The following is a 20735-nucleotide window of genomic DNA, read 5'->3' as shown; positions in this document are numbered from 1 at the left end:
GGGTGCTCGGGCGGGTCAGGCGCGGGTGACGGCGCCCACGACGAGCGTCGCGACGACGCCCAGCACGAAGACCGCGGAGCACAGCCCGCCCACGACCCGTGCGGCACGCAGCCCGGCGGGAGCCGGCGCGTCGCCCGGGTCGAGGAACCCGACGAACGCCGACCCGGCGTACGAGGGCCGGATCGGCACGTGGAACTGGCGGACGTCGTGGTCGGTCAGCGCCGGCGGCGGCTGGTGCGCGAGCGCCGCCTCGACGCGACGGCGGCGCAGGCGACCGACCTGCAGCACGTACCCGGCGAGGACGCCGTACTGGCTGAGGTAGAACAGGCCCAGCGCGAGCACCGTCGTCCCGAGGCAGACGCCCGTCGCGGACCGCATCGACACCAGCAGGGCCACCCCGCCGGCGGTGAGCGCGGCGCCGAGGAGCAGCCACAGGGACAGGACGGCCCAGGAGCCCGAGCGGTCGTCGGCGTACGGCGAGGCGGGCTGCGCCGGACGGCTCGAGTCCGCGAGCTGGTCCGCGAGCCGGCTCGCGGACGGCTTCTCGTCTTCCCACCAGGCCATCGGGCCCCTCCTTCGTCGCGGGTCGGTACCCGTGCGGGAACGGTAGCCGTCCCCGGGCTCCCGTTCCATGGGGAGCCTTCCCCACGCGTGTCCGGGCGGCCGTGGAGGCCGAGCAGATCCGTGGCCTCGCGACGACATGGTCGAGCCAGAACGGGCCACCCGGCGTGGGGCAGGATGTCGCGCATGATGTCGTCGGGGAGCGAGTTGGAACCAGTCGGATACGCCGAGCTCCTGGCCGATCTGAAGGCGCGGGTCCGCGCGACGCGGTTCCGTGCCGCGCGAGCGGCGAACACCGAGGTGCTGCGGCTGTACTGGTCGGTCGGGCGCGACATCCTCGACCGGCAGCGCCAGGCGGGCTGGGGCAGCAAGGTCGTCACGTCGTTGGCCGCGGACCTGCAGCGCGAGTTTCCCGACCAGCGCGGCTGGTCACGGTCGAACCTGCTCTACATGCGCCGGGCGGCGGAGGCGTGGCGGACCGAGGACGAGTTCGTCCAACAACCCGTTGGACGATTGCCGTGGGGGCACGTCACCGTCCTGCTCGATCGGCTCACGACCCGCGAGGAGCGCGACTGGTACGCCGCGAGTGCCGCAGAGTACGGCTGGTCGCGCGCGGTGCTCGAGCACCAGATCAAGGCCGACCTGCGGCGCGCCGTCGGTGCTGCGCCCACCAACTTCACCGAGGCGCTCGAGGCTCCGGACTCTGAGCTGGCGCAGCAGCTGGTCAAGGATCCGTACGTGTTCGAGCACCTCGCGCTGGTCGAACGGGTGGCAGAGCGGGACGTCGAGCAGGCGCTCATGGACCGGCTGCAGGACACGATGCTCGAGCTCGGTCGCGGCATGGCGTTCGTCGGGCGCCAGGTGCGCCTCACCGTGCCGGACGACGCGAGCGACCGGGTGGACGAGTTCTACGTCGACCTGCTGTTCTTCCACGTCGAGCAGCTGCGGTACGTGGTGGTCGAGCTCAAGATCGGCCAGTTCGAGCCGGCGCACGTCGGTCAGCTCGGTACGTACGTCGCGATCGTCGACGATCAGTTCCGCCGGCCCGAGATCCACGCCCCGACGATCGGGATCCTGCTGTGCACGGGCAAGACCGGCCCGACGGTGCGGTACGCGCTGGCCGGCACCCGGGTGCCGATCGCCGTCGCGGACTACCAGGGCTTGCCCGAGGACGCCCGCGGCGTGCTGCCCAGCGCGGCCGAGCTCGAGGCGGTCATCGAGGACGAGCTCGATCACCGGGCCTGAGCGCTCAGAAACCTCTCCGACCAGCACGAACGAACGGAGAGGTGCGTGCTCCGAAGGCGCGAGTCCGCAGGACGAGGAGCGCGACCCGCAGGAGCTGGCCGACCCTCCATCATCAGTACAACTAGTCGTCGTCCTCGTCGTCGGGCAGCGCGACGAGCAGGTCGAGGTGCAGCCCGAGCACCGTGCCGTCCGCGGCGACGGTCCGCACGAGCGGGTAGAAGCCGTCGCCCCAGCCGGAGTGCGCGAGCACGACGTTCTCGCCGTCCTGCGCGCCGGGCAGCAGGATGTTCGCCGACCCCTCGCGCAGGTGGTCGGGGGAGTCCGTGAGCGCGAACCAGCTCGTGTCGGTGCCGTCGTCGAACACCTCGTCGTACCAGTCGCCCTCCGGCATGAGCCGGGCGACGGCGTCGGCGTCGGCGAAGGCGACCGTCCCGGCGTCCACCGGCACGCCGTAGGCGGCGCCCGCCTCCGGCGGGCCGTCCGCGCCCTCGGGGACCACGGGCTCGACGGCGGCCACCTCGCCCTCGGCGAGCACGACGCTCAGGTACGCCTCGCGCAGGTGGGAGCCGTCCTGCTCGTCGGAGACGTCGGCGACGGTGACGCGCACCGGGTACCGCCCCGGCTCGACCGGCACGACGAGCCCGTGGCCGAGCAGCGTGAACGGGTCGGACGCCTCCAGGCGCCCGCTGGGGAGCACGAGCTCGCCCAGGTCGTGGACCGTCAGCGTGTAGTCGGGGCCGTCGGCCGCGCCCGTGCCGGCGGCGGGGCCGGGGCGCAGGGCGAAGAACGTGTCGGGGGAAGGAAAGTCGCTCACGCCCGCGAGCGTAGCGGGCCGCGCCCACGCGGACGGCGGGGCCACCGCGCGACGTGCGGCGGAGTCCGGCATGAGGGTGGTACGGCTGCAGCCGTCACATGACAGCGACGTGTACGCCGGTCAGTCACGCGTGCTGATGTCGTGCAGGACGAAGGTGGCGAACCCGAGCTCGCCTCGTGCGCCGCTCAGCCAGGCGTCGCGATTCCCGCGTGCGGCGGCGAGCGCCTGGTCGCGATCCTCGGTCGTCGGGGCCTCCCGCACGGCCCAGTCGACGAGCGAGCCGGTCCAGCTGAAGTGGTAGTCGTCCCACTCGGCCACCGTGCTGACGTGCCCGTACGACGGCTCGAACCCGTGCTCGCGGACGGCTCGCACGAAGCCGACGAGGTCGGGATAGGCGTCGGCGGAGAGCTCGAGCGCTGCCAGCGCAGAGGCCGACGGGGAGCCCTCCCAGATGCTGTCACCGACCAGCGCCTGGCCACCGGGGCGCAGGCGCCGCCGGACAGCGGCCAGCATGTCCTCCAGCCTGCCGAAGGCGTGGCTCGCACCGACGCACAGCACCACGTCGAAGACCCCGTCGTCCCAGGTGGCGGCGTCCGTCTCGATCCAGCGCACCCGGTCGCTCAGCGTCCGCTCCTCGGCACGCCGGGCGGCGGAGGCCGGGAGCATGTGGTCGATCCCCACGCCGGTGATCCCCGGGTAGGCGAGCAGCAGCTCCTGCAGCCACTCGCCCTCGCCGCACCCGAGGTCGACCGCGCGGGCGCCGTCGCTCGGGCTCAGCCAGCCGACCAGCTCGCGCAGCCGCTCGGGAGCCACCGGCGCCCCGATCGGATGGCGCCGGTGGGCGATGTCGAAGATCTCGGAGCGTTCCACCTCGGCGACGCTACAGGCCACCGCCTGCCCGCGCCGACGCCGTCGGACGAGCCATCACCCTGGGGCTCACGCGGCCCTGGACACGCCGACGGCGCCCGGTCCGTGGGGACCGGGCGCCGTCGGGTGGTGTCGCACGAGCGCCCGCGAGGGGCGCTCAGGCGGCGGGCGTCACGAGCAGCTCAGCGCCTCGTAGTCGGCGTCGTAGGTCGTGGTGACCTCCTCGCCGTCGATCTCGGCGGTGAGCGTGGCCGTCACCGAGCCCGCGTCGAACGACGCGGCGCGCGACGAGAACGACCGGTAGGCGTTCTTGCCGTCCTTGACGTTCGGGAACGTCTTCTCCCCGTACGGCGTGGTCACGACGACGTCGGCCGTCGCGCCCGACTCGTTGAGCACGCGCACCGCGACGTGCGCCTTCCCGCCGAGGCAGCGGGCCTCGGCCGTGACGGTCGCGTCGACGACGGCGGACGTCGTGACGTCCACGGTCTGCCAGCGCGAGGTCGGCGTCGCGTTGTGCAGGTGCAGCAGGAGGAGCTTCCCGCTGCCGGCCTCGACCGCCGACTCCGAGCGGTGCACGGTGATCGGCGCGTCGTCGGCCCCGGCGTACACGAGCTCGCCCTCGCCCCCGAACCAGTAGGCCGGGTCGTACGGGTCGGCCGTGAACGTCTCGCTCGCGTCGACGAGCTGGTCGGCGGCCTGCGAGTACGGCGAGTACGTGAGGACCTGGAAGGTCGGCACGTCGCCCTCCTCGATGCCGAGCGACCCGATGCCGACCGGGATGACGACGACGTTGTTGTCGAACACCGAGGTGTCGACGTCGCCCCAGACGGTGTTGACCGGCTGCTGGTCGATGACGGCTCCGGCCTCGCGCTCCTTGCCGTCGGGGCCGGTCCAGTCCTTGAGCGTGTACGTCACGGCCAGCGTGACGTCGATCTCCGTGTCGAACTTCACCACCGCGACCTCGAAGTCGGCCGAGCCGTCGGAGTCGACGTCGACCTCGACCGCGGGGATCGAGACGGAGCCGAGGCTCGCCCACTCCCCGTCCATCGCGACGCCGATGCCCATGAAGCCGTCGGCCGGGTCGCCCCCGGCTGCGGCCTCCTGCGGCGCCGTGGACGCGAATCCGACCGCGCGCACGTCGGCCGCCGCGATGGCCGACGCCGAGGCGCCCACCGCCGCGTCCGCCTCGAGGCGGGGGCTCGTCGTCTTGAGCTCGAACGGCGCGACGAGCGACGTCCAGCCGCCGGAGTCGACGCCGCGGCCGTCGAGGTCGAGCTCGGCGGTCGTCGCGGTGCCCGGGAAGGCGACGGGCTTGCCGGAGAGGTCGCTCACGAGCCGCGGCGACGCCTGCACGGGGACGCGCAGCTCGCTGCCGCCGTCCGTCGGGGTGAGGACCACGCGGCCGCTCACCGAGGACACGAAGTCGCGCGGCACGCCGACCCCGGAGTCGGCCGACGACGTCGGGTCGAGCTCCTTGGCGAGCGTCGCCGGGTCGGCCGTGAGGGTCACGGTGACGACGGTGCGCTGGCCGGCGGGGACGGTGATCGACGCGGGCGCGACAGAGACGGTGGCGCCGCCGGCCGTGCTCGACTGCGTGAAGCCGGTCGAGTACGTCTTCGGGGTGTCGCCGGTGTTCTGCACCGTCACGGTCTTGCGGACCGTGACCGGGTCCGCGCCCACGGGCACGACGCCGAACGCGACGGACACCTGGTCGGAGTCCTGCGACGCGTAGGCGAGGGTCGTGTTCGTGGCGGCGTCGACGGCGTCGACCCGGCCGGAGCCCACGCGCTCGGGGCCGTACGCGGTGCCCGTGCCCGACGGGCCGGTGAAGACGTCGTGCGTCGCGGTGTTCATGACCGACGCCTTGACCTCGGCCGGAGCCCAGCCCGGGTGGGCCTGCTTGACGAGGGCCGCGATGCCCGCGACGTGCGGGGTGGCCATCGAGGTGCCGGACTTGATGCTCGCGCCGACCAGGCGGCCGGACGCGACGGACGCGATGCCGGTGCCGGGTGCCGCGACGTCGGGCTTGGCGACGCCGAGCGAGCCGTGCACGCCGCGCGACGAGCCGCTGTTCAGCGTGTCGCCGATCTCCGGGATCGAGACGAACGACGACAGCGCGAGCGACGGGCCGACGGTCAGCGTGACCTCGCCGGCCTCGATCGCCGGGCGCAGCGCGGCGTGGCTCGGGCCCGTGAGCTGCGCGCCGGGGATGCCGGGGTTGCCCGCGATGCCCGCGACGAACGACGACAGCTCGGAGGACAGCAGCACGCCGACGGCGCCCGCGGCCTCCGCGTTGTTGAAGCGTGCGGCGCTGCCGCACGCACGGGTCGCGTCGTCGTCGTCCCAGTAGAGGAACGCGATCTTGCCCGCGACGGCCGCCGCCTGCTCGGGCGTGAACGGATCGCAGCCGGAGAAGTCGTCCGCGACGAACGCGACCGGGGCCGTGACGTCCGCGGTGCCCGCGTACGCCTGGGAGTTCTGCGCCGGGTACGTGCCGACGAGGGACTCCGGCGCCTCGACGCGGACCGCGTCGAACGTCTGCGTGTCGCCGACCGAGTTCGCGACCGTCAGCGCGGTGCGCGCGTTGCCGGGCGAGCCGCCGACGTCGGTCACGTCGCCCGCGTTGCCCGACGCGATGACGGACAGCGTGCCCAGGCGCGAGAGCTGGTCGATGAAGAGGTTCTCCGGGTCGTCCGCGGGCGAGCCGTCGGAGCCGAGGGAGAGGTTGACGATGTCGAGGCGGTCGGACAGGTCGCCGTCGCCGTTCGGGTCGGCCGCCCACTCGAGCGCGTCGACGACGACGCCCGTCGAGCCGCCGAGGTCGCCGAACACCTTGAGCGCGTAGATGCCCGCCTCGGGCGCGGAGCCCGGGCCGACCTGCCAGTCGGAGATGTCCGTGAGCGTCGAGTAGTCGCCGTCGAACGTCTCGCCGTCCGCGGTGACGCCGTACGCCGCCGTCGTGCCGGCCACGTGCGAGCCGTGGCCCGAGCCGACCGAGTCGAGCGAGTCGATGGGGTTCTCGTCGGGCGTCGGCACGAGGGTCGTGCCGGGGACGGTGCCGCTCGCGTCGTAGTCGTACCCGGCGAAGTCGTGGCCGCCGAGGAACTTCAGCTCGTCGTACGTGCCCTCGGGGACCGGGCCGGTGCCGCGGTCGCCGTAGGCCTCGTCGAACGCCTCCTGCGTGCCGGGGCCGCCGAACGCCTTGTGGGTGTAGTCGACGCCGGTGTCGATGATGCCGATGCGCACGCCCTCGCCGGTGAGGCCGGTGCTCTGCCACGTCTCGAGCGCGCGCGTGAACACGTCCGTGCCCTTGTTCGCGGGCTTCTTGGGGATGATCCGGTAGACCGTGCGGACCGAGGCGTCGCGCGCGAGGTCGCGCACGCGGGCCGCGTCGCCCGTGACGACGACGCCCGCGACGAGCGTGCTCGTCACCGACACCTGCTGCGGGTTCCGCGCGCCCGCGCTGCGGGCGGTCGCCTGCTGCGGGACGACGTCGTCCGCGAGCTGCGCGACCTCCTGCGCATTGGCCTCGACCTCGTCGGGGCTCGCGCCCTGCGCCGTGAGGTCGACCGCCGACGGCGCGTCGAGCTCGACGAACGCGGTGACCGTGCCGGTCGCCTTGGCGAGCGACGGCGCGACCTTCTCGGTCGGCTCGAGGGACGCGCCCGACTGCACGCCGAAGGCGTTGCCGGGGTCGGGCGGCGGGTCCGCGGCGGCGGGCGCGGCGCCGGCCGCGACGACCGCGAGGCTCGCGGCGGCGGCGGTCAGTGACACGGGTAGAGAACGGTGCTTCATCGACACTCATCTCCCCGGCAGTGCCGGTTCGGCGAAGGGTTCGTGGATGGGTCCTTCCCAGCGGTCTCGCCCGGGTGGGACCGAGGCCACCCGAGCACGGTAACCAACGACCGCCCGACCTGCCCAGCGGCAGGGGACCTCCGCCAGGCCCCGAGGGACCGTCCGCCCTAGGATGCGGGCGGGGTCACGGGACGTGGCCGTCCTGTGGGAGTCCCCTTCCCGCGTCAGGTCCACGGGGTGCGAACCCGGGGGCGTGGCCCACGCAGAAGGAGAACCATGACCAGCACTCCGCTCCGCGCCCTGTCCGCCGGCCTCGTCGCCGGTCTCGTGCTGGTGGGCGCCGTCGCCGGCCCGGCGCTCGCCTCGCCGTCGGGCGTCCGGGCCGCCCCGGGGGACGATCTCGCGGCGGTCCCGCTCGCCGACCAGCCCGTCGCGACCGGCGAGAGCTGCGCCGTCGAGGCCCGGCCTCTCCTCCCCGGCGAGGACCCTGCCTCGCTGCCCGCCGCACCCGAGGTGTGCTTCGGCTCGCTGGAGGAGGCGCTCGAGTTCGTGTCGGGGGACGAGGTCGCGCCGTCGCGCCTCGGTCGCGCCACGCGGGCCGACGTCGACGGCCTCGTCGGCGAGCTCAATGCGACGACGACGGCGGGCCCGCGGGCCGCGGCGGAGCGGGCGACGACGGCCGCGGCCGGGTCGATCGTGCTCGGCGTGCTGTGGCGGGACCCGAGCTACAAGGGCGCGTCGAAGGTGCTCTACGGGTCGGGTACGAACGGGTGCCACACCGGCTCGACGTACGGGTTCCCGAACCTCGCGAACCTTCTCATGAACAACGTCGTCTCCTCGGCGTCGACGTACGCCGGGTGCTGGGTGACGCTCTACGACTCCTACTCGTACGCGGGCACGAAGAAGAACTGCACGCCGCACTGCGCGACCCTGGGCTCGTTCGACGACCGCGCGTCGTCGGTCGTCTACCGCCCGGCGGGCACGCTCGGCTGAGCGCGCCGCGTGACGCAGACCTCACGCACCCCGTCCCGGCGGGGCGCGGCGCGGCGGGTTACGGTCGGGGCACCGGGTCCTGCCCGGGACCCACGACGTCGAAGGAGATCTCGCATGCCCACCCGTATCGCACGCACCGCCTGGAACGGCGGCCTCCAGGACGGCCAGGGCCAGGTCGAGCTCACGAGCTCGAAGGTCGGGACGTACGACGTGTCCTTCCCGCGTCGCGCCGCCGACGACGCGGGCGGGGTCACGAGCCCCGAGGAGCTCATCGCCGCCGCGCACTCGTCCTGCTACGCGATGCAGTTCTCCGCGCTGCTCGGCGAGGCCGGCGCGACGCCCGTCTCGCTCGAGGTCACGGCGGAGGTCACCCTCGCGCCGGACCCGGCAGGCGGCTTCCAGATCCCGGAGATCGCGCTGACCGTCCGCGGCGAGGTCGAGGGCATCGACGCCGCCGGCTTCCAGCAGGCGGCGGAGGCGGCCAAGGCCACGTGCCCCGTCTCGAAGGCGCTCGCGGGCGTGCCGACGATCACGCTGGACGCCACGCTCGAGAGCTGACCCCGGCACCGACGACGGACCCCGGGCCGCGCACCGCTGGACGGCGCGCGACCCGGGGTCCGTCGTGTCGGGGGCGTGGTGCCGCGAGCGGGTCCGGTCAGCGGGGGAGGAGCGGGGGCGAGGAGGTCCCGGCGCCCGCCCGGATGCCGTCGACGAGCTCGGCGAGCGTGTCCTTCGCGCCGTGCACGGGGCGCCAGCGCAGCAGCTCCGTCGCGAGCTCGGTGTCGAGCACGGGCACGCGCATCGCCATGTCGAGCCAGCCCTCGCCGACGGGCGCGAGGCGCGCGCGCCACGCGACGGCGACGGCGGTCCGCGCGGTCGCGTAGGGCACGGTGCGCAGCGAGCCGTCCGCGACGACGTCGGCCACGTCCTGCGCCGTGAGCACCGTGGGGTGGGCGACGTTGAACGGCCCGGGGTGCCGGCCCACGACGATCCGGGCGTACGCGTCCGCGAGGTCGTCGGCGTGCACGACCTGGAGCCGCAGGCCGTCGGGCAGCGGGACCGCCGGGAGCGGGTCGCGACGCAGCACGCGCGTGCCCAGCGGGCCGAGGAAGTACCGCGCGATCTCGGAGCCCGCGTCGCGCTGGAACACGAGCGCCGAGCGGACGCGCGAGACGACGATCCCCGTCTCCCGGTCGAGGTCGTCGAGCAGCGTCTCGACGGCGGCCTTGTCCTCCGAGTACGACGAGCCCGGGACGCCCTCGACGGGCCAGCCCTCGTTCACCGGGGTGTCGCGCGCGTCGCCCGCGTACGGGGCGGGGGAGTAGGCGCCGACGGACGACGCCACGACGACGTGCGCGACGCCCGCCCGCTGCGCCGCCTCGACGACGCGGCGCGTGCCCTCGACGTTGACGCGCCGCAGCCGCTCGCGGTCGTGGCTCGGCTGGATCGCCCACGCGAGGTGCACGACGACGTCCGCTCCCGCGAACGCGGCGTCGAGCCGATGGTCCGCATCGGAGGCCGCGACGTCCGCGTACCGCCAGGTCGCGACGTCGTGCGGGAAGCGCACCGTGCTCGACCCGTCGGCGCGCGGCACGCGCCGAGCGACCGCCACGACGGACGTCACGACCGGCTCCTCCGCGAGCCGGCGCAGGACCGCCGTGCCGACGTTCCCGCTCGCTCCGACGACCACCACGCGCATGCGCTGCCTCCCGACCTCGTCCGCTGCCCGTCGCCCCGACGCTAGCCCGCCGCGGGCGAGTTCGCCCGGGCGATGGCCAGGACGGCGCCGCGCGCGGGCTCGGGGAGCTCGGGCACGAGCACGACGGCGCTCGCGAGCACGAGGCTCTCGATGTCCGCGCGGCTCAGGTCCCCGCCGCCGAGCCACGCGGCCGTGACGTTCTCCACGAGCGCGACCCAGCCCGCGGCGAGCAGCCGGAGGCGGGGCGTCGTGGGCAGCGCGTCCGTCGTGGTGGCGCTCACGGTCGAGGTCAGGCGCGCGACGAGGCTGTCGCGGACGCGCGCGAGCGCCTCCTGGGTGGCGTCGTCCTCGGCGAGCACCCCGCGCCAGAGGTCCTGCCAGACGAGCCGGCGCGCCTCGACGGCGTCGAGGTAGGAGGCGACGGCGAGCGCCGGGCGCTCGACGAGGGGACGATCGTCCGGTGCGACCGTCGCCGCCTCGAGCTCCGCCACGGCCTCCAGCGCGACGGCCCGGCGCAGCCCGGCCGTGGACGCGAAGTAGTGGAAGACGAGCGCCTTCGACGCCCCCGAGCGGGCCGCGACGGCCGCCGGGGTCAGGGCGTCGAGGCCGTGCTCGTCGGCGTGGCGCGCGGCCGTGTCGAGCAGCTCGCGCCGTCGGTCGGCGGGCTCGCGCCGCCGGCGGGCGCCGCCCGGCCGGGCGCGCACGGAGCCGTCGGCGCCGAGGGGTCCGGCGGGGGTGGGCGTGCGAGGCATGACACCGTTCTACGCTGTTGTTGACCGCCAGTCAACAAGAGGCGTAGCGTTGTTGACCGTGAGTCAACGGTGCCCCGGGGCAGGCCCGGGACGCCACGGAGGGGAAGAACCGGATGCAGATCACGCTGACGGACGTGCGCGTCGACGGGCGGCGCGAGCCCATGCTCGAGCCGATGGACCTCGCCTGGTCCACGGGCGAGTGCGTGCTCGTCGCCGGGGAGCCCGGGCACGGGCACACCGCGCTCGCCCTCGTCGCGACAGGCCGCTTCGACCCGTCCGCGGGGGAGGTCCGCCTCACCCCGGCGAGCACGCCGTCGCACCGCTCCGGCCGCCCCGCGCGCGGCGCCGCCGCGACCCTGCGGGACGTGACCGCCGTCGTCGACGTGCCCGGCATCAGCGAGCCCGACGACGCGCTCACCGTGGCCGACGTCGTCGCCGAGGGCCTCGCGCTCGCCGGCCGCCGCTCGCTGCCCACCGACGTGACCCGCTGGCTCGCCGACCACTCCCTCACCACCGACCGGGCGCGGCGCCTCGACCAGGTGCCGGGGGTCGTGCGCACCGCGCTGCTCGCGGCGCTCGCGGCCGAGGACCCGGACGTCCGGTTCCTCGTGCTCACGCTCCCCGACCGGCACGGGGGAGAGCCGTCGGGCTGGTGGGAGGTCGCGCAGAGCCTCGCGGGCGCCGGGTACGGCGTGCTCGTGCAGTGCACGCGCGCCTCGGCCCGCGACCTCGGCGTGGACCTCCCGCCCGCGCGCGGCGCGTCGATCCACCAGCCGCCGGCCGTCGTGCTGCGCACGCGCCCCGAGCCGCCGCGCGACCCGGACCCCGCGCCGGACCCGGACCCGGACCTCGCGTCGGACTCGGACCTCGCGTCGGACCCCGACCCCGCGCCGGGGCCGGACCCCGCGCCTGAGCCGGACCCGGCTCCCGAGCAGCCCGTCCCCGCCGCCGCGCCCAGCACGACCGACGAGCCCGCCGCCCCGCACGACCCCCAGGAGGACCGATGACCGCGATCCGCCTCGGGCTGTCCGAGCTGCGCCGCCTCGCCGCGGGCACGCTGCCCCGCCTCGCGATCCTCGCGATGGCGCTCATCCCCACGCTCTACGCGGGCCTCTACCTGTTCGCGAACCACGACCCGTACGACAAGCTCGACGAGATCCCCGCCGCGCTCGTCGTGCTCGACGAGGGCACGACGACCACCGATGCCCAGACGGGCGCGACGACGCGGCGCGACTTCGGGCGCGACGTCGCCGACCAGCTGCTCGACGACGGCGGCTTCGGCTGGGTCGAGACCAGCCAGGTCGACGCCGAGTACGGGGTCCGGTCCGGCCGGTACGACGCCGCGCTCGTCATCGGCCCGACCTTCTCGGCGGACCTCGCGTCCGCGGGCGAGTTCGAGCCGCAGCAGGCGAGCCTCACGCTCATCACGAACGACGCGAACAACTACCTTGCGCGCACGATCGCGGACCAGATCGTCGGCAAGGTGCGCGACTCGATCGCCGAGCAGGTGGGCACGGAGGCGGCCGACACGTTCCTGCGCGGCTTCGCGTCCATCCACACCAACCTCGCGGACGCCGTGGACGGCGCGGACCAGCTCCTCGACGGGTCGACACAGCTGCGCGACGGCCTCGTCACCGCGGACGACGGCGCGCACACCCTCGCCGACGGCGCGGGCCAGGCCGCCGACGGCGCCGAGCGTCTCGACGCGAGCACCGGGACGCTCGCGGACGCCGTCGGGCAGCTCGACGACGGCGCGGAGGCGCTCGCGTCCGGGCTCGGCACGCTCCGGGGCGCGACGGCGTCCCTGCCCGCCCAGACCCAGCAGCTCGCCGACGGCGCCGCGCAGGTCGCGGACGGGAACGCGCAGGTCGCACAGTACGGGCAGCAGGCGGCCGCGGCCGCGGGCGAGGTGCTCCCGACGCTCGACACGATCCGCGGCGACGTCGACGCCCGGCTCGACCAGCTCGTCGCCGACGGCGTCATCGACGAGGCGACCGCGGACCAGGTGCGGGCGCAGGTCGGGCCCGTGCTCGACCAGCAGCGCGAGCAGGTGCAGGGCGCCGTCGACCAGGTGACCGCCGCGTCCGGGAAGCTCGACCAGCTCGCCGACGGGTCGCGCCAGGTGTCCGACGGCGCGGCCCGGCTCGCGGGCGCGACGCCGCAGCTGACCTCCGGCATCGCGAGCGCCGCCGACGGCGCGGACCGCCTCGCCGACGGCACCGGACAGCTCGCCGCCGCGACCCCGCAGCTCGTGGACGGCGTCTCGCAGCTCGCCGACGGCACGCGCCAGGTCTCCGACGGCGCGACCTCTCTCGCGGACGGCACGTCGCAGCTGCGCGACGGCTCGGGCGAGCTCGTCGACGGCGTCACGCAGCTCCGCGACGGGCTCGCCGAGGGTCTCGGCCAGGTGCCGGACCTCGACGAGCAGACCCGCCAGGACACCGCCGAGACCATCGGCAACCCCGTGTCCGTGAAGAGCGACGCGCTGTCGTCCGCGGGCACGTACGGCGGCGGCCTCGCGCCGTTCTTCCTGTCGCTCGCGACGTGGATCGGCGCCTACGTGCTCTTCCTCCTCGTGCGCCCGCTGTCGTCGCGGGCCCTCGCCGCCGGGAGGTCGGGCCTGGCCACCGCCCTGGGCGGGTGGCTCACCCCGGCCGCGATCGGCGTCGTGCAGGTCGCCGCGATGTTCACCGTGACGAAGTTCGCGCTCGACATCGATCCGGTCCACGGCGTCGGGACCGCGCTGTTCCTCGTGCTGGTGTCGGCGACGTTCGTCGCGATCCTCCAGGCGCTCAACGTCTGGCTCGGCGCCGCGGGCCAGTTCCTCGGGCTCGTGCTCATGCTCGTCCAGCTCGTCACCGCGGGCGGCACGTTCCCCTGGCAGACGATCCCCGAGCCGCTGCGCTCCATGCACCGGTTCCTGCCCATGACGTACGCGGTCGAGGGCCTGCGCCAGCTCCTCTACGGCGGCAACATGGCGACGGTCACGCGCGACGTCACGGTGCTCGTCGTCGTGCTGGTCGCGGCCCTGGCCCTGACGACGGTCGCCGCCCGCAAGCAGCGCGTCTGGACCATCAAGAAGCTCCAGCCGGAGCTCGTCCTCTGACCTCGACGCCGCGAGGTCCTGCGCCGAGCAGGCGGTCTGGGCTGGTCCGGGCGGTCTGACGAGCCATGACCGCCTGTTCGGCCAGCCGGGAACGCCTGGTCGGCGAGTCACGGGGCGGACGGGGAGGAGGGTCGGGGGCAGGGGGTGCGACAATCGCGACGTGTCCGCTGAGATCGACGCCACCCCGACCCCCGCCCCGCAGCACCACGGGAACGGCTCGCGGCGGTCCGGCTCCCGCGCGACGACGTCGCCGGAGGCGGAGCGCGCCGCTGCCGTCCGCGAGGCGGAACGGGCGGCTGACGCCGCGCGCACGGCGCTCGCGGACGCGCTGCGGACGGTCGTGCGCGGCACGGTCGACACCGCGACGCGACGCCGCGCGGAGTACTCGACCGACGCGTCGAACTACCGCGTCGTGCCCGAGGCCGTGGTCTACCCGCAGGACGCGGACGACGTCGTCGCCGCGCTGGACGTGCTGCGCGAGCTCGAGGTGCCGGTCACGGCGCGCGGGGCGGGGACGTCGGTCGCGGGGAACTCGATCGGGCCGGGCGTGGTCCTGGACTTCACGCGGCACGTGAACCGCGTGCTCGACGTCGACCCGGAGGCGCGCACGGCGCGCATCGAGCCGGGCGTCGTCATGTCGACGCTCCAGCAGGAGGCGGCGCCGCACGGGCTGCGGTTCGGCCCGGACCCCTCGACGCAGAACCGCGCGACGCTCGGCGGCATGATCGGCAACAACGCGTGCGGGCCGCACGCCGTCGCGTACGGGCGCACGGTCGACAACGTCCTCGCGCTCGACGTCGTCGACGGTCGCGGGCGCCGCTTCACGGCCGGCAAGGGCGACCCGACGTTCGCGGCGGTCCCCGGTCTGGCCGAGCTCGTCCGCGAGAACCTCGCGCTCATCCGCACGGAGTTCGGGCGGTTCGGGCGCCAGGTGTCGGGCTACTCGCTCGAGCACCTGCTGCCGGAGAACGGGTCGGACCTCGCGAAGGCGCTCGTCGGCACCGAGGGCACGCTCGTGACGATCCTCGAGGCCGCGGTGCGCCTGGTGCCGGTGCCGTCCAAGCCGACGCTCGTCGTGCTGGGCTACCCGGACATGCCGTCCGCGGCCGACGACGTCCCCACCTTCCTCGGCCTCAGCCCCCTCGCGGTCGAGGGCCTCGACGCGCGGCTCGTCGACGTCGTGCGCCGCGCCAAGGGCGACGCGTCCGTGCCGCCGCTGCCCCCGGGCGCCGGCTGGCTCATGGTCGAGGTCGGCGGCGCGACCCCCGAGGAGGCGATGGCGAACGCGGAGGCGATCGTCGCGGCGTCGGGCAGCGAGGCGACGATGATCCTGCCCGCGGGCCCCGAGGCGACCAAGATGTGGCAGATCCGGGCCGACGGCGCAGGGCTCGCCGGGCGCACGCCCGCGGGCGAGCAGGCGTGGCCGGGCTGGGAGGACTCCGCCGTCCCGCCGGAGAAGCTGGGCGACTACCTGCGCGACCTCGACGCGCTCATGGCGCGCTACGGCGTCGACGGCCTGCCGTACGGGCACTTCGGCGACGGGTGCGTGCACCTGCGCATCGACATCCCGCTCGAGGCGTCGGGGTCGGTGCTGCGCACGTTCATGCTGGAGGCGGCCGAGCTCGTCGCGAAGTACGGCGGCTCGCTCTCGGGCGAGCACGGCGACGGCCGCGCACGCTCGGAGCTGCTCCCGGTCATGTACAGCCCCGAGGCGATCGCGCTCATGGAGCGGTTCAAGGCGCTGTTCGACCCGCAGGACGTCATGAACCCGGGCGTCGTGGTGCGCCCGAGCGCCGTCGACGACGACCTGCGCCGCCCGCACGCGCACCCGCTGCTGTCGAAGGTCGGCGCGCCGGGGACGCCCGGGACGAGCACGGCCGCGCCCGCGAAGGTCACGAAGATCTCGCGTCGCGCCGGCTACCAGGGCTTCTCGTTCGCGCACGACCACGGCGACATGACGCAGGCCGTGCACCGGTGCGTCGGCGTCGGCAAGTGCCGCGCCGACACCAGCGCCGCGGGCGGCTTCATGTGCCCGTCGTACCAGGCGACGAAGGACGAGAAGGACGTCACGCGCGCTCGTGCCCGCGTGCTCCAGGAGGCGGTGAACGGCACGCTCGTCGGCGGTCTCGCGGCGCCCGAGGTGCGCGAGTCGCTCGACCTGTGCCTGTCCTGCAAGGCGTGCTCGAGCGACTGCCCCGCGGGCGTCGACATGGCGCAGTACAAGTCCGAGGTGCTGTACCGGACGTACCGCGGCAGGCTGCGCCCCGTCGACCACTACTCGCTCGGCTGGCTCCCGGTCTGGGCGCGCCTCGCGACGGGGATGCCGCGTCTGGCCAACAAGCTGCTCGGGTTCCGGCCGCTCGCGAAGACGGTCCTGTGGGCGGGCGGCATGGACACGCGCCGCTCCATGACGGAGTTCGCCGAGGTGCCGTTCCGCACGTGGTGGAGGCGCGGCGGCGCGACCCAGGGCGTGCCCGGCCTGCGCATCGGGCAGCAGCCCGGCCGCCCCGTGCGCGACGAGCGCCCGAAGGTCGTCCTGTGGACCGACTCGTTCAGCGACAACATGTCGCCGGGCGTGCCGCAGGCCGCCGTCAAGGTGCTCAGCGCGGCGGGGTACGACGTCGTCGTGCCCGACGAGCAGGCGTGCTGCGGCCTCACGTGGATCAGCACGGGCCAGCTCGACGGCGCGCGCAAGCGCCTGGAGAACCTGCTGTCCGTGCTCGGCCCGTACGCCGTGAACGGCATCCCGATCATGGGGCTCGAGCCGTCGTGCACGGCCGTGCTGCGCTCCGACCTCGTGGACCTGTTCCCCGACGACCCGCGCGCCCAGGCGGTCTCCGCCGCGACGCGCACGCTCGCCGAGCTCCTCACCTCGGTCGACACCGCGCCCGGGCGCGAGTCCGGGTGGCGCGTGCCCGACCTGTCGGACGTGACCGCCGTCGTGCAGCCGCACTGCCACCAGCACTCGGTGATGGGCTTCGCCGCCGACGAGCGGCTGCTGCGCGACGCGGGCGCGACCATCAAGGTCCTCGCCGGCTGCTGCGGCCTCGCGGGCAACTTCGGCATGCAGAAGGGCCATTACGAGACGTCGGTCGCCGTCGCGGAGAACGCGCTGCTGCCCGCGCTGCGCGAGGCCGCCCCCGGCGACGTGTACCTCGCGGACGGGTTCTCGTGCCGCACCCAGGCCGACGACCTCGCCGGCGTGCAGGGCAAGGCCCTCGTCGAGCTGCTCGCCGAGCGGCTCTGAGCCCGTCGGGCGGCCGACCGCCCGACGGCGCACGGCACCCGGGCGGCTGCCCCGGCCCCGCACGGGCGCGCGTCCCCCGTGGGGTGCGTCCGCGCACCGAGGTGCGGTCCGTCGACCCCGGCGCGAGCATGGCAGGGGAGCACCACCGCGGGCGGTGCTCCGTCCACGTCGTCGGCGGTGAGGGGCAGGCCATGTACTACTCCAGCGGCAACTACGAGGCGTTCGCGCGGCCGCGCAGGCCGGAGCGGACGGACCGGCTCGGGTCCGTGCACCTGGTGGGGGCGGGCCTCGCGTCGCTCTCCGCGGCGGGCTTCCTCGTCCGCGACGGCCAGGTGCCGGGGGAGAAGATCACCGTCTACGAGCGGCTCCGGCTCCCCGGCGGCGCGCTCGACGGCATCAAGGAGCCGCGGCGCGGGTTCGTGATCCGTGGCGGGCGCGAGCTCGAGGACCACATGGAGTGCCTGTGGGACCTGTTCCGCTCCGTCCCGTCGATCGAGACCGAGGGCGTCTCGGTCCTCGACGAGTTCTACTGGCTCAACAAGGACGACCCGAACTTCTCGCTCCAGCGCGTCACCGAGGACCGCGGGAAGGACGCGCACTTCGACAACCTGTTCCGCCTCGACGAGAAGGCGCAGAAGGAGATCACGAAGATCTTCCTCGCGCGCCGCGAGGACATGGAGGGCAAGTCGATCGAGGACGTCATGTCGCGGCACTTCCTCGACAGCCAGTTCTGGCTCTACTGGCGCACGATGTTCGCGTTCCAGGAGTGGCACAGCGCGCTCGAGTTCAAGCTCTACCTGCACCGGTTCATCCACCACGTCGGCGGCCTGCCCGACCTCTCGGCGCTCAAGTTCACCAAGTACAACCAGTACGAGTCGATGGTGCTGCCGCTCACGCGCTGGCTCATGGACCGGGGCGTGACGTTCCGGTTCCACGTCGAGGTCACCGACGTCGACTTCGACCTCGCCCCGGACCGCAAGGTCGCCACGCGGCTGCACCTGCTGGACCACGCGGCGGCCCACCAGTCCGGCGGGGCCGCCGTCGAGCGGACGATCGACCTCGGCGAGGACGACCTCGTCATCGCGACCATCGGCTCGCTCACGGAGAACTCCGACAACGGTGACCAGCACACGCCCGCGCGCCTCGACACGGGGCCTGCGCCCGCGTGGGACCTGTGGCGGCGCGTCGCGGCCAAGGACCCGTCGTTCGGCCGGCCCGACGTGTTCAGCACCGACATCCCGCTCACCAAGTGGCAGTCCGCGACCGTCACGACGCTCGACCGACGCATCCCCGAGCACATCGAGCGCATCTGCAAGCGCGACCCGTTCAGCGGCAAGGTCGTCACGGGCGGGATCGTCACCGCGCGCGACTCGGCGTGGCTGATGAGCTGGACCGTCAACCGGCAGCCGCACTTCAAGGCGCAGTCGCCCGACGAGATCGTCGTGTGGGTCTACGGCCTGTTCGTGGACACCCCGGGCGACTACGTGAAGAAGTCGCTCCAGGAGTGCACGGGCGAGGAGATCACGCAGGAGTGGCTCTACCACCTCGGCGTGCCGGAGGCCGACATCCCGACCCTCGCCGCCGAGGCCGCGAGCTGCGTGCCCGTGATGATGCCGTACGTCACGGCGTTCTTCATGCCCCGGCACGCGGGCGACCGGCCCCAGGTCGTGCCCGACGGCGCACGCAACTTCGCGTTCATCGGCCAGTTCGCCGAGACGACGCGGGACACGATCTTCACCACCGAGTACTCCGTGCGCACCGGCATGGAGGCGGCCTACCAGCTGCTCGACCTGGAGCGCGGCGTGCCCGAGGTCTTCAACAGCACGTACGACGTCCGCAAGCTGCTCGCCGCGGTGAGCGCCCTGCGCGACGGCGAGCAGCTCGACATCCCCGGGCCGCGGATCCTGCGCGACCGGCTCCAGAAGAAGGTGGACGCCACCGAGATCGGCGAGCTGCTCGCCGAGTTCAGCCTCCTGTCCCACGACGAGTAGCGGCACGCACCGCGTCGGCGAGCCGGGCGACGGCGTCGTCGACGCGGGCGTCGGCGAGGTTGCCGTACCCGAGCACGAGGGTCGTCGACCGCTCGGCGGGGCGCACCTGGTAGCGGCGCAGGTCGACGACGGTCACCTCGCGCCGCGCGGCCTCGCGCACGACGTGCGCGGCGTCGGGCCCGGGGTCGTCGGGCGAGCCCGGCAGGGACAGCAGCGCGTGCATCCCCGCCGCGATGCCGCGCACCGCGATGCCGCGCACCGCGGCGCCGGGCAGCTCGCGGGCGAGGGCGTCGAGCACGGCGTCGCGACGGCGGCGGTAGCGTCCGCGCGCGGCGCGCAGGTGCCGGTCGTAGCCGCTGGACGCGACGAGCCGCGCGAACGTGAGCTGGTCGACGGTGGACGGGGCCGCCGTCGGGCCGTGGGGAGCGGCCGCACGCGCGACGGACTCGCGCCAGCGCGCGGGCACGACCATCCACCCGACGCCGAACGCGGGGCTCATCGTCTTGCTCACCGAGCCGAGCAGCACGACCCGGTCGGGGTCGAGCTGCTGGAGCGCGGCGACGGGCCGGCGGTCGTAGCGGAACTCGGCGTCGTAGTCGTCCTCGACGACGACGCCGTCGACGTCCCGCGCCCAGGCGAGGACGGCCTCGCGCCGCTCGGGCGCGAGCGCGGAGCCGGTGGGGAACTGGTGCGCGGGCGTGAGGAGCGCGGCCCGCGCGCCCGTCCGTCGGGACGCGTCGACGAGCGCGCCGACGTCCGCGCCCCCGGCGTCCACGGGCACCGGGACGGGGGTGAGACCGGCGCGGGCCGCGACGTCGCGCAGCACCGACCAGCTCGGGTCCTCGACGAGCAGGTGCGTGTGGCCCGCCTCGACGAGCGCGGCGGCGACGCGCGCCATGCCGTCCGTTGCGCCGCGCGTCAGCACGACGGCGTCGTCGGGCCCGGTGACGACCCGCGCCCGGCGCAGGTGGCCGGCGACGACGGCGCGCGCGTGCGGGTGCCCGGCGGGGGAGGGCTGCCCGAGGTCGTCGTTCGACGCCGTCCCGCCGGACGTGCCGAGCGCCTCGCGTGCCGCGCGGAGCCACGCGTCGCGCGGGACGTGCCGGAGATCGGGGACACCCGGCGCGAGGTCGAACCGGGCGCGCGCGGCGTGGGTCCTGCCGGTGTCGGTCCGCCCGGCGTCCACGACGGCGCGCGCGGGTCTACCATCCGTCGCTCGTTCCTCGCGGCTCCCGCCAGGCCCGCCACGACCCGCGCGCACCGTCGTTCCCGCCGGGCTCGTGGGCCGCTCGCCCAGCGCGCTCGTTCCCCTCGGGCTCGTCGATCGGGCGCCGGCCGCGGCGGAGACGCGGGTCGCAGAGCCGGTGCGCGCCTCGAGGAAGCCCTCCGCGACGAGCTGGCCGTACGCCTCCGTGACGACCCACCGCGACACCCCGAGCGACTCGGCGAGCTGTCGGCTCGGCGGCAGCGCCGCGCCGACGGGGACGCGGCCGGCGTGCACGGCGTCGCGGACCGCGCGCTCGAGCCGCTCGACGCGCGACCCCGGCCCCGCGCCCAGGTCGAGCAGGGCCTCCCAGGCGAGCGCCGCCGTCGTCCCCGGAGGCGCCGCCCGGGAGGAATTGGTCTGGTCCGCGGCCATGGCATCGGACCGTACACCCGTGCCGA

General features: G+C 74.7%; 14 protein-coding genes. 7 read left to right on the top strand and 7 right to left on the bottom strand.

Going from position 1 to position 20735, the window contains the following annotated elements:
- Nucleotides 1–15: 15 nt before the first annotated feature.
- Entirely contained in the window at nt 16–564 is a 549-nt protein-coding gene (locus HKK73_RS15685) for a hypothetical protein (protein WP_171468355.1), read from the bottom strand.
- A 186-nt stretch (nt 565–750) separates the two neighbouring features.
- Between HKK73_RS15685 and HKK73_RS15680 the strand changes: the two genes are divergently transcribed.
- Nucleotides 751–1806: a YhcG family protein gene (locus HKK73_RS15680; protein WP_114552979.1), complete on the top strand. Its 1056-nt coding sequence runs from the start codon at nt 751–753 to the stop codon at nt 1804–1806.
- A gap of 121 nt (nt 1807–1927) precedes the next feature.
- On the opposite strand, the gene HKK73_RS15675 is transcribed toward HKK73_RS15680, so the two are convergent.
- The 3 genes from HKK73_RS15675 to HKK73_RS15665 all read right to left on the bottom strand — a co-directional run bounded on the left by HKK73_RS15675 (nt 1928) and on the right by HKK73_RS15665 (nt 7261).
- Entirely contained in the window at nt 1928–2620 is a 693-nt protein-coding gene (locus tag HKK73_RS15675; protein ID WP_171468354.1) for a DUF4241 domain-containing protein, read from the bottom strand.
- Nucleotides 2621–2740: 120 nt separating this feature from the next.
- Nucleotides 2741–3490, bottom strand: coding sequence for a cyclopropane-fatty-acyl-phospholipid synthase family protein (locus HKK73_RS15670; RefSeq protein WP_171468353.1), 750 nt, complete (start codon nt 3488–3490; stop codon nt 2741–2743).
- 168 nt (nt 3491–3658) lie between these two features.
- Complete coding sequence (locus tag HKK73_RS15665) at nt 3659–7261, bottom strand: S8 family serine peptidase (protein ID WP_171468352.1); 3603 nt, start codon at nt 7259–7261, stop codon at nt 3659–3661.
- A gap of 297 nt (nt 7262–7558) precedes the next feature.
- Here HKK73_RS15665 and HKK73_RS15660 point away from each other — a divergent pair, with 297 nt between their 5' ends.
- Together HKK73_RS15660 and HKK73_RS15655 are read left to right on the top strand one after the other, a co-directional pair.
- A complete protein-coding gene (locus HKK73_RS15660) occupies nt 7559–8275 on the top strand; it encodes a hypothetical protein (RefSeq protein WP_171468351.1) in 717 nt (238 codons plus the stop codon).
- A gap of 114 nt (nt 8276–8389) precedes the next feature.
- A complete protein-coding gene (locus tag HKK73_RS15655; RefSeq protein WP_034655150.1) occupies nt 8390–8833 on the top strand; it encodes an OsmC family peroxiredoxin in 444 nt (147 codons plus the stop codon).
- A 97-nt stretch (nt 8834–8930) separates the two neighbouring features.
- Here HKK73_RS15655 and HKK73_RS15650 read toward each other — a convergent pair whose 3' ends face one another.
- On the bottom strand, nt 8931–9974 hold the full coding sequence (locus HKK73_RS15650) for an NAD-dependent epimerase/dehydratase family protein (RefSeq protein ID WP_043658841.1): 1044 nt from the start codon (nt 9972–9974) through the stop codon (nt 8931–8933).
- A gap of 41 nt (nt 9975–10015) precedes the next feature.
- Nucleotides 10016–10726: a TetR/AcrR family transcriptional regulator gene (locus HKK73_RS15645; RefSeq protein ID WP_171468350.1), complete on the bottom strand. Its 711-nt coding sequence runs from the start codon at nt 10724–10726 to the stop codon at nt 10016–10018.
- Nucleotides 10727–10839: 113 nt separating this feature from the next.
- Here HKK73_RS15645 and HKK73_RS15640 point away from each other — a divergent pair, with 113 nt between their 5' ends.
- The 4 genes from HKK73_RS15640 (at nt 10840) to HKK73_RS15625 (ending at nt 19070) form a co-directional block, all read left to right on the top strand.
- Nucleotides 10840–11733, top strand: a complete 894-nt coding sequence (locus HKK73_RS15640; protein WP_051028459.1) for a hypothetical protein — start codon at nt 10840–10842, stop codon at nt 11731–11733.
- Complete coding sequence (locus tag HKK73_RS15635; protein ID WP_171468349.1) at nt 11730–13832, top strand: YhgE/Pip domain-containing protein; 2103 nt, start codon at nt 11730–11732, stop codon at nt 13830–13832. Before HKK73_RS15640 ends, HKK73_RS15635 begins: the two co-directional genes overlap by 4 nt.
- A 328-nt stretch (nt 13833–14160) precedes the next feature.
- Nucleotides 14161–17079, top strand: coding sequence for an FAD-binding and (Fe-S)-binding domain-containing protein (locus HKK73_RS15630; RefSeq protein WP_253705959.1), 2919 nt, complete (start codon nt 14161–14163; stop codon nt 17077–17079).
- A 191-nt stretch (nt 17080–17270) separates the two neighbouring features.
- Nucleotides 17271–19070 carry an oleate hydratase gene (locus HKK73_RS15625; protein ID WP_171468348.1) on the top strand — a complete coding sequence of 600 codons (1800 nt, stop codon included), beginning with the start codon at nt 17271–17273 and terminating at the stop codon, nt 19068–19070.
- On the opposite strand, the gene HKK73_RS15620 is transcribed toward HKK73_RS15625, so the two are convergent.
- On the bottom strand, nt 19045–20709 hold the full coding sequence (locus HKK73_RS15620; RefSeq protein ID WP_171468347.1) for a PLP-dependent aminotransferase family protein: 1665 nt from the start codon (nt 20707–20709) through the stop codon (nt 19045–19047). The two genes, HKK73_RS15625 and HKK73_RS15620, sit on opposite strands and share 26 nt — an antisense overlap.
- Nucleotides 20710–20735 lie beyond the last annotated feature (26 nt).

This window comes from Cellulosimicrobium sp. 72-3 (assembly GCF_013127315.1).
Lineage (GTDB): Bacteria > Actinomycetota > Actinomycetes > Actinomycetales > Cellulomonadaceae > Cellulosimicrobium > Cellulosimicrobium funkei.
The sequence above is the reverse complement of the archived record's forward strand: the minus strand, read 5'-3'. Positions and strand labels throughout refer to the sequence as shown.

Coding starts and splice junctions, on each gene's coding strand:
- HKK73_RS15685 (WP_171468355.1), bottom strand. CDS start 564: ATGGCCTGGTGGGAAGACGAGAAGCCGTCCGCGAGCCGGCTCGCGGAC.
- HKK73_RS15680 (WP_114552979.1), top strand. CDS start 751: ATGTCGTCGGGGAGCGAGTTGGAACCAGTCGGATACGCCGAGCTCCTG.
- HKK73_RS15660 (WP_171468351.1), top strand. CDS start 7,559: ATGACCAGCACTCCGCTCCGCGCCCTGTCCGCCGGCCTCGTCGCCGGT.
- HKK73_RS15655 (WP_034655150.1), top strand. CDS start 8,390: ATGCCCACCCGTATCGCACGCACCGCCTGGAACGGCGGCCTCCAGGAC.
- HKK73_RS15650 (WP_043658841.1), bottom strand. CDS start 9,974: ATGCGCGTGGTGGTCGTCGGAGCGAGCGGGAACGTCGGCACGGCGGTC.
- HKK73_RS15645 (WP_171468350.1), bottom strand. CDS start 10,726: ATGCCTCGCACGCCCACCCCCGCCGGACCCCTCGGCGCCGACGGCTCC.
- HKK73_RS15640 (WP_051028459.1), top strand. CDS start 10,840: ATGCAGATCACGCTGACGGACGTGCGCGTCGACGGGCGGCGCGAGCCC.
- HKK73_RS15635 (WP_171468349.1), top strand. CDS start 11,730: ATGACCGCGATCCGCCTCGGGCTGTCCGAGCTGCGCCGCCTCGCCGCG.
- HKK73_RS15625 (WP_171468348.1), top strand. CDS start 17,271: ATGTACTACTCCAGCGGCAACTACGAGGCGTTCGCGCGGCCGCGCAGG.
- HKK73_RS15620 (WP_171468347.1), bottom strand. CDS start 20,709: ATGGCCGCGGACCAGACCAATTCCTCCCGGGCGGCGCCTCCGGGGACG.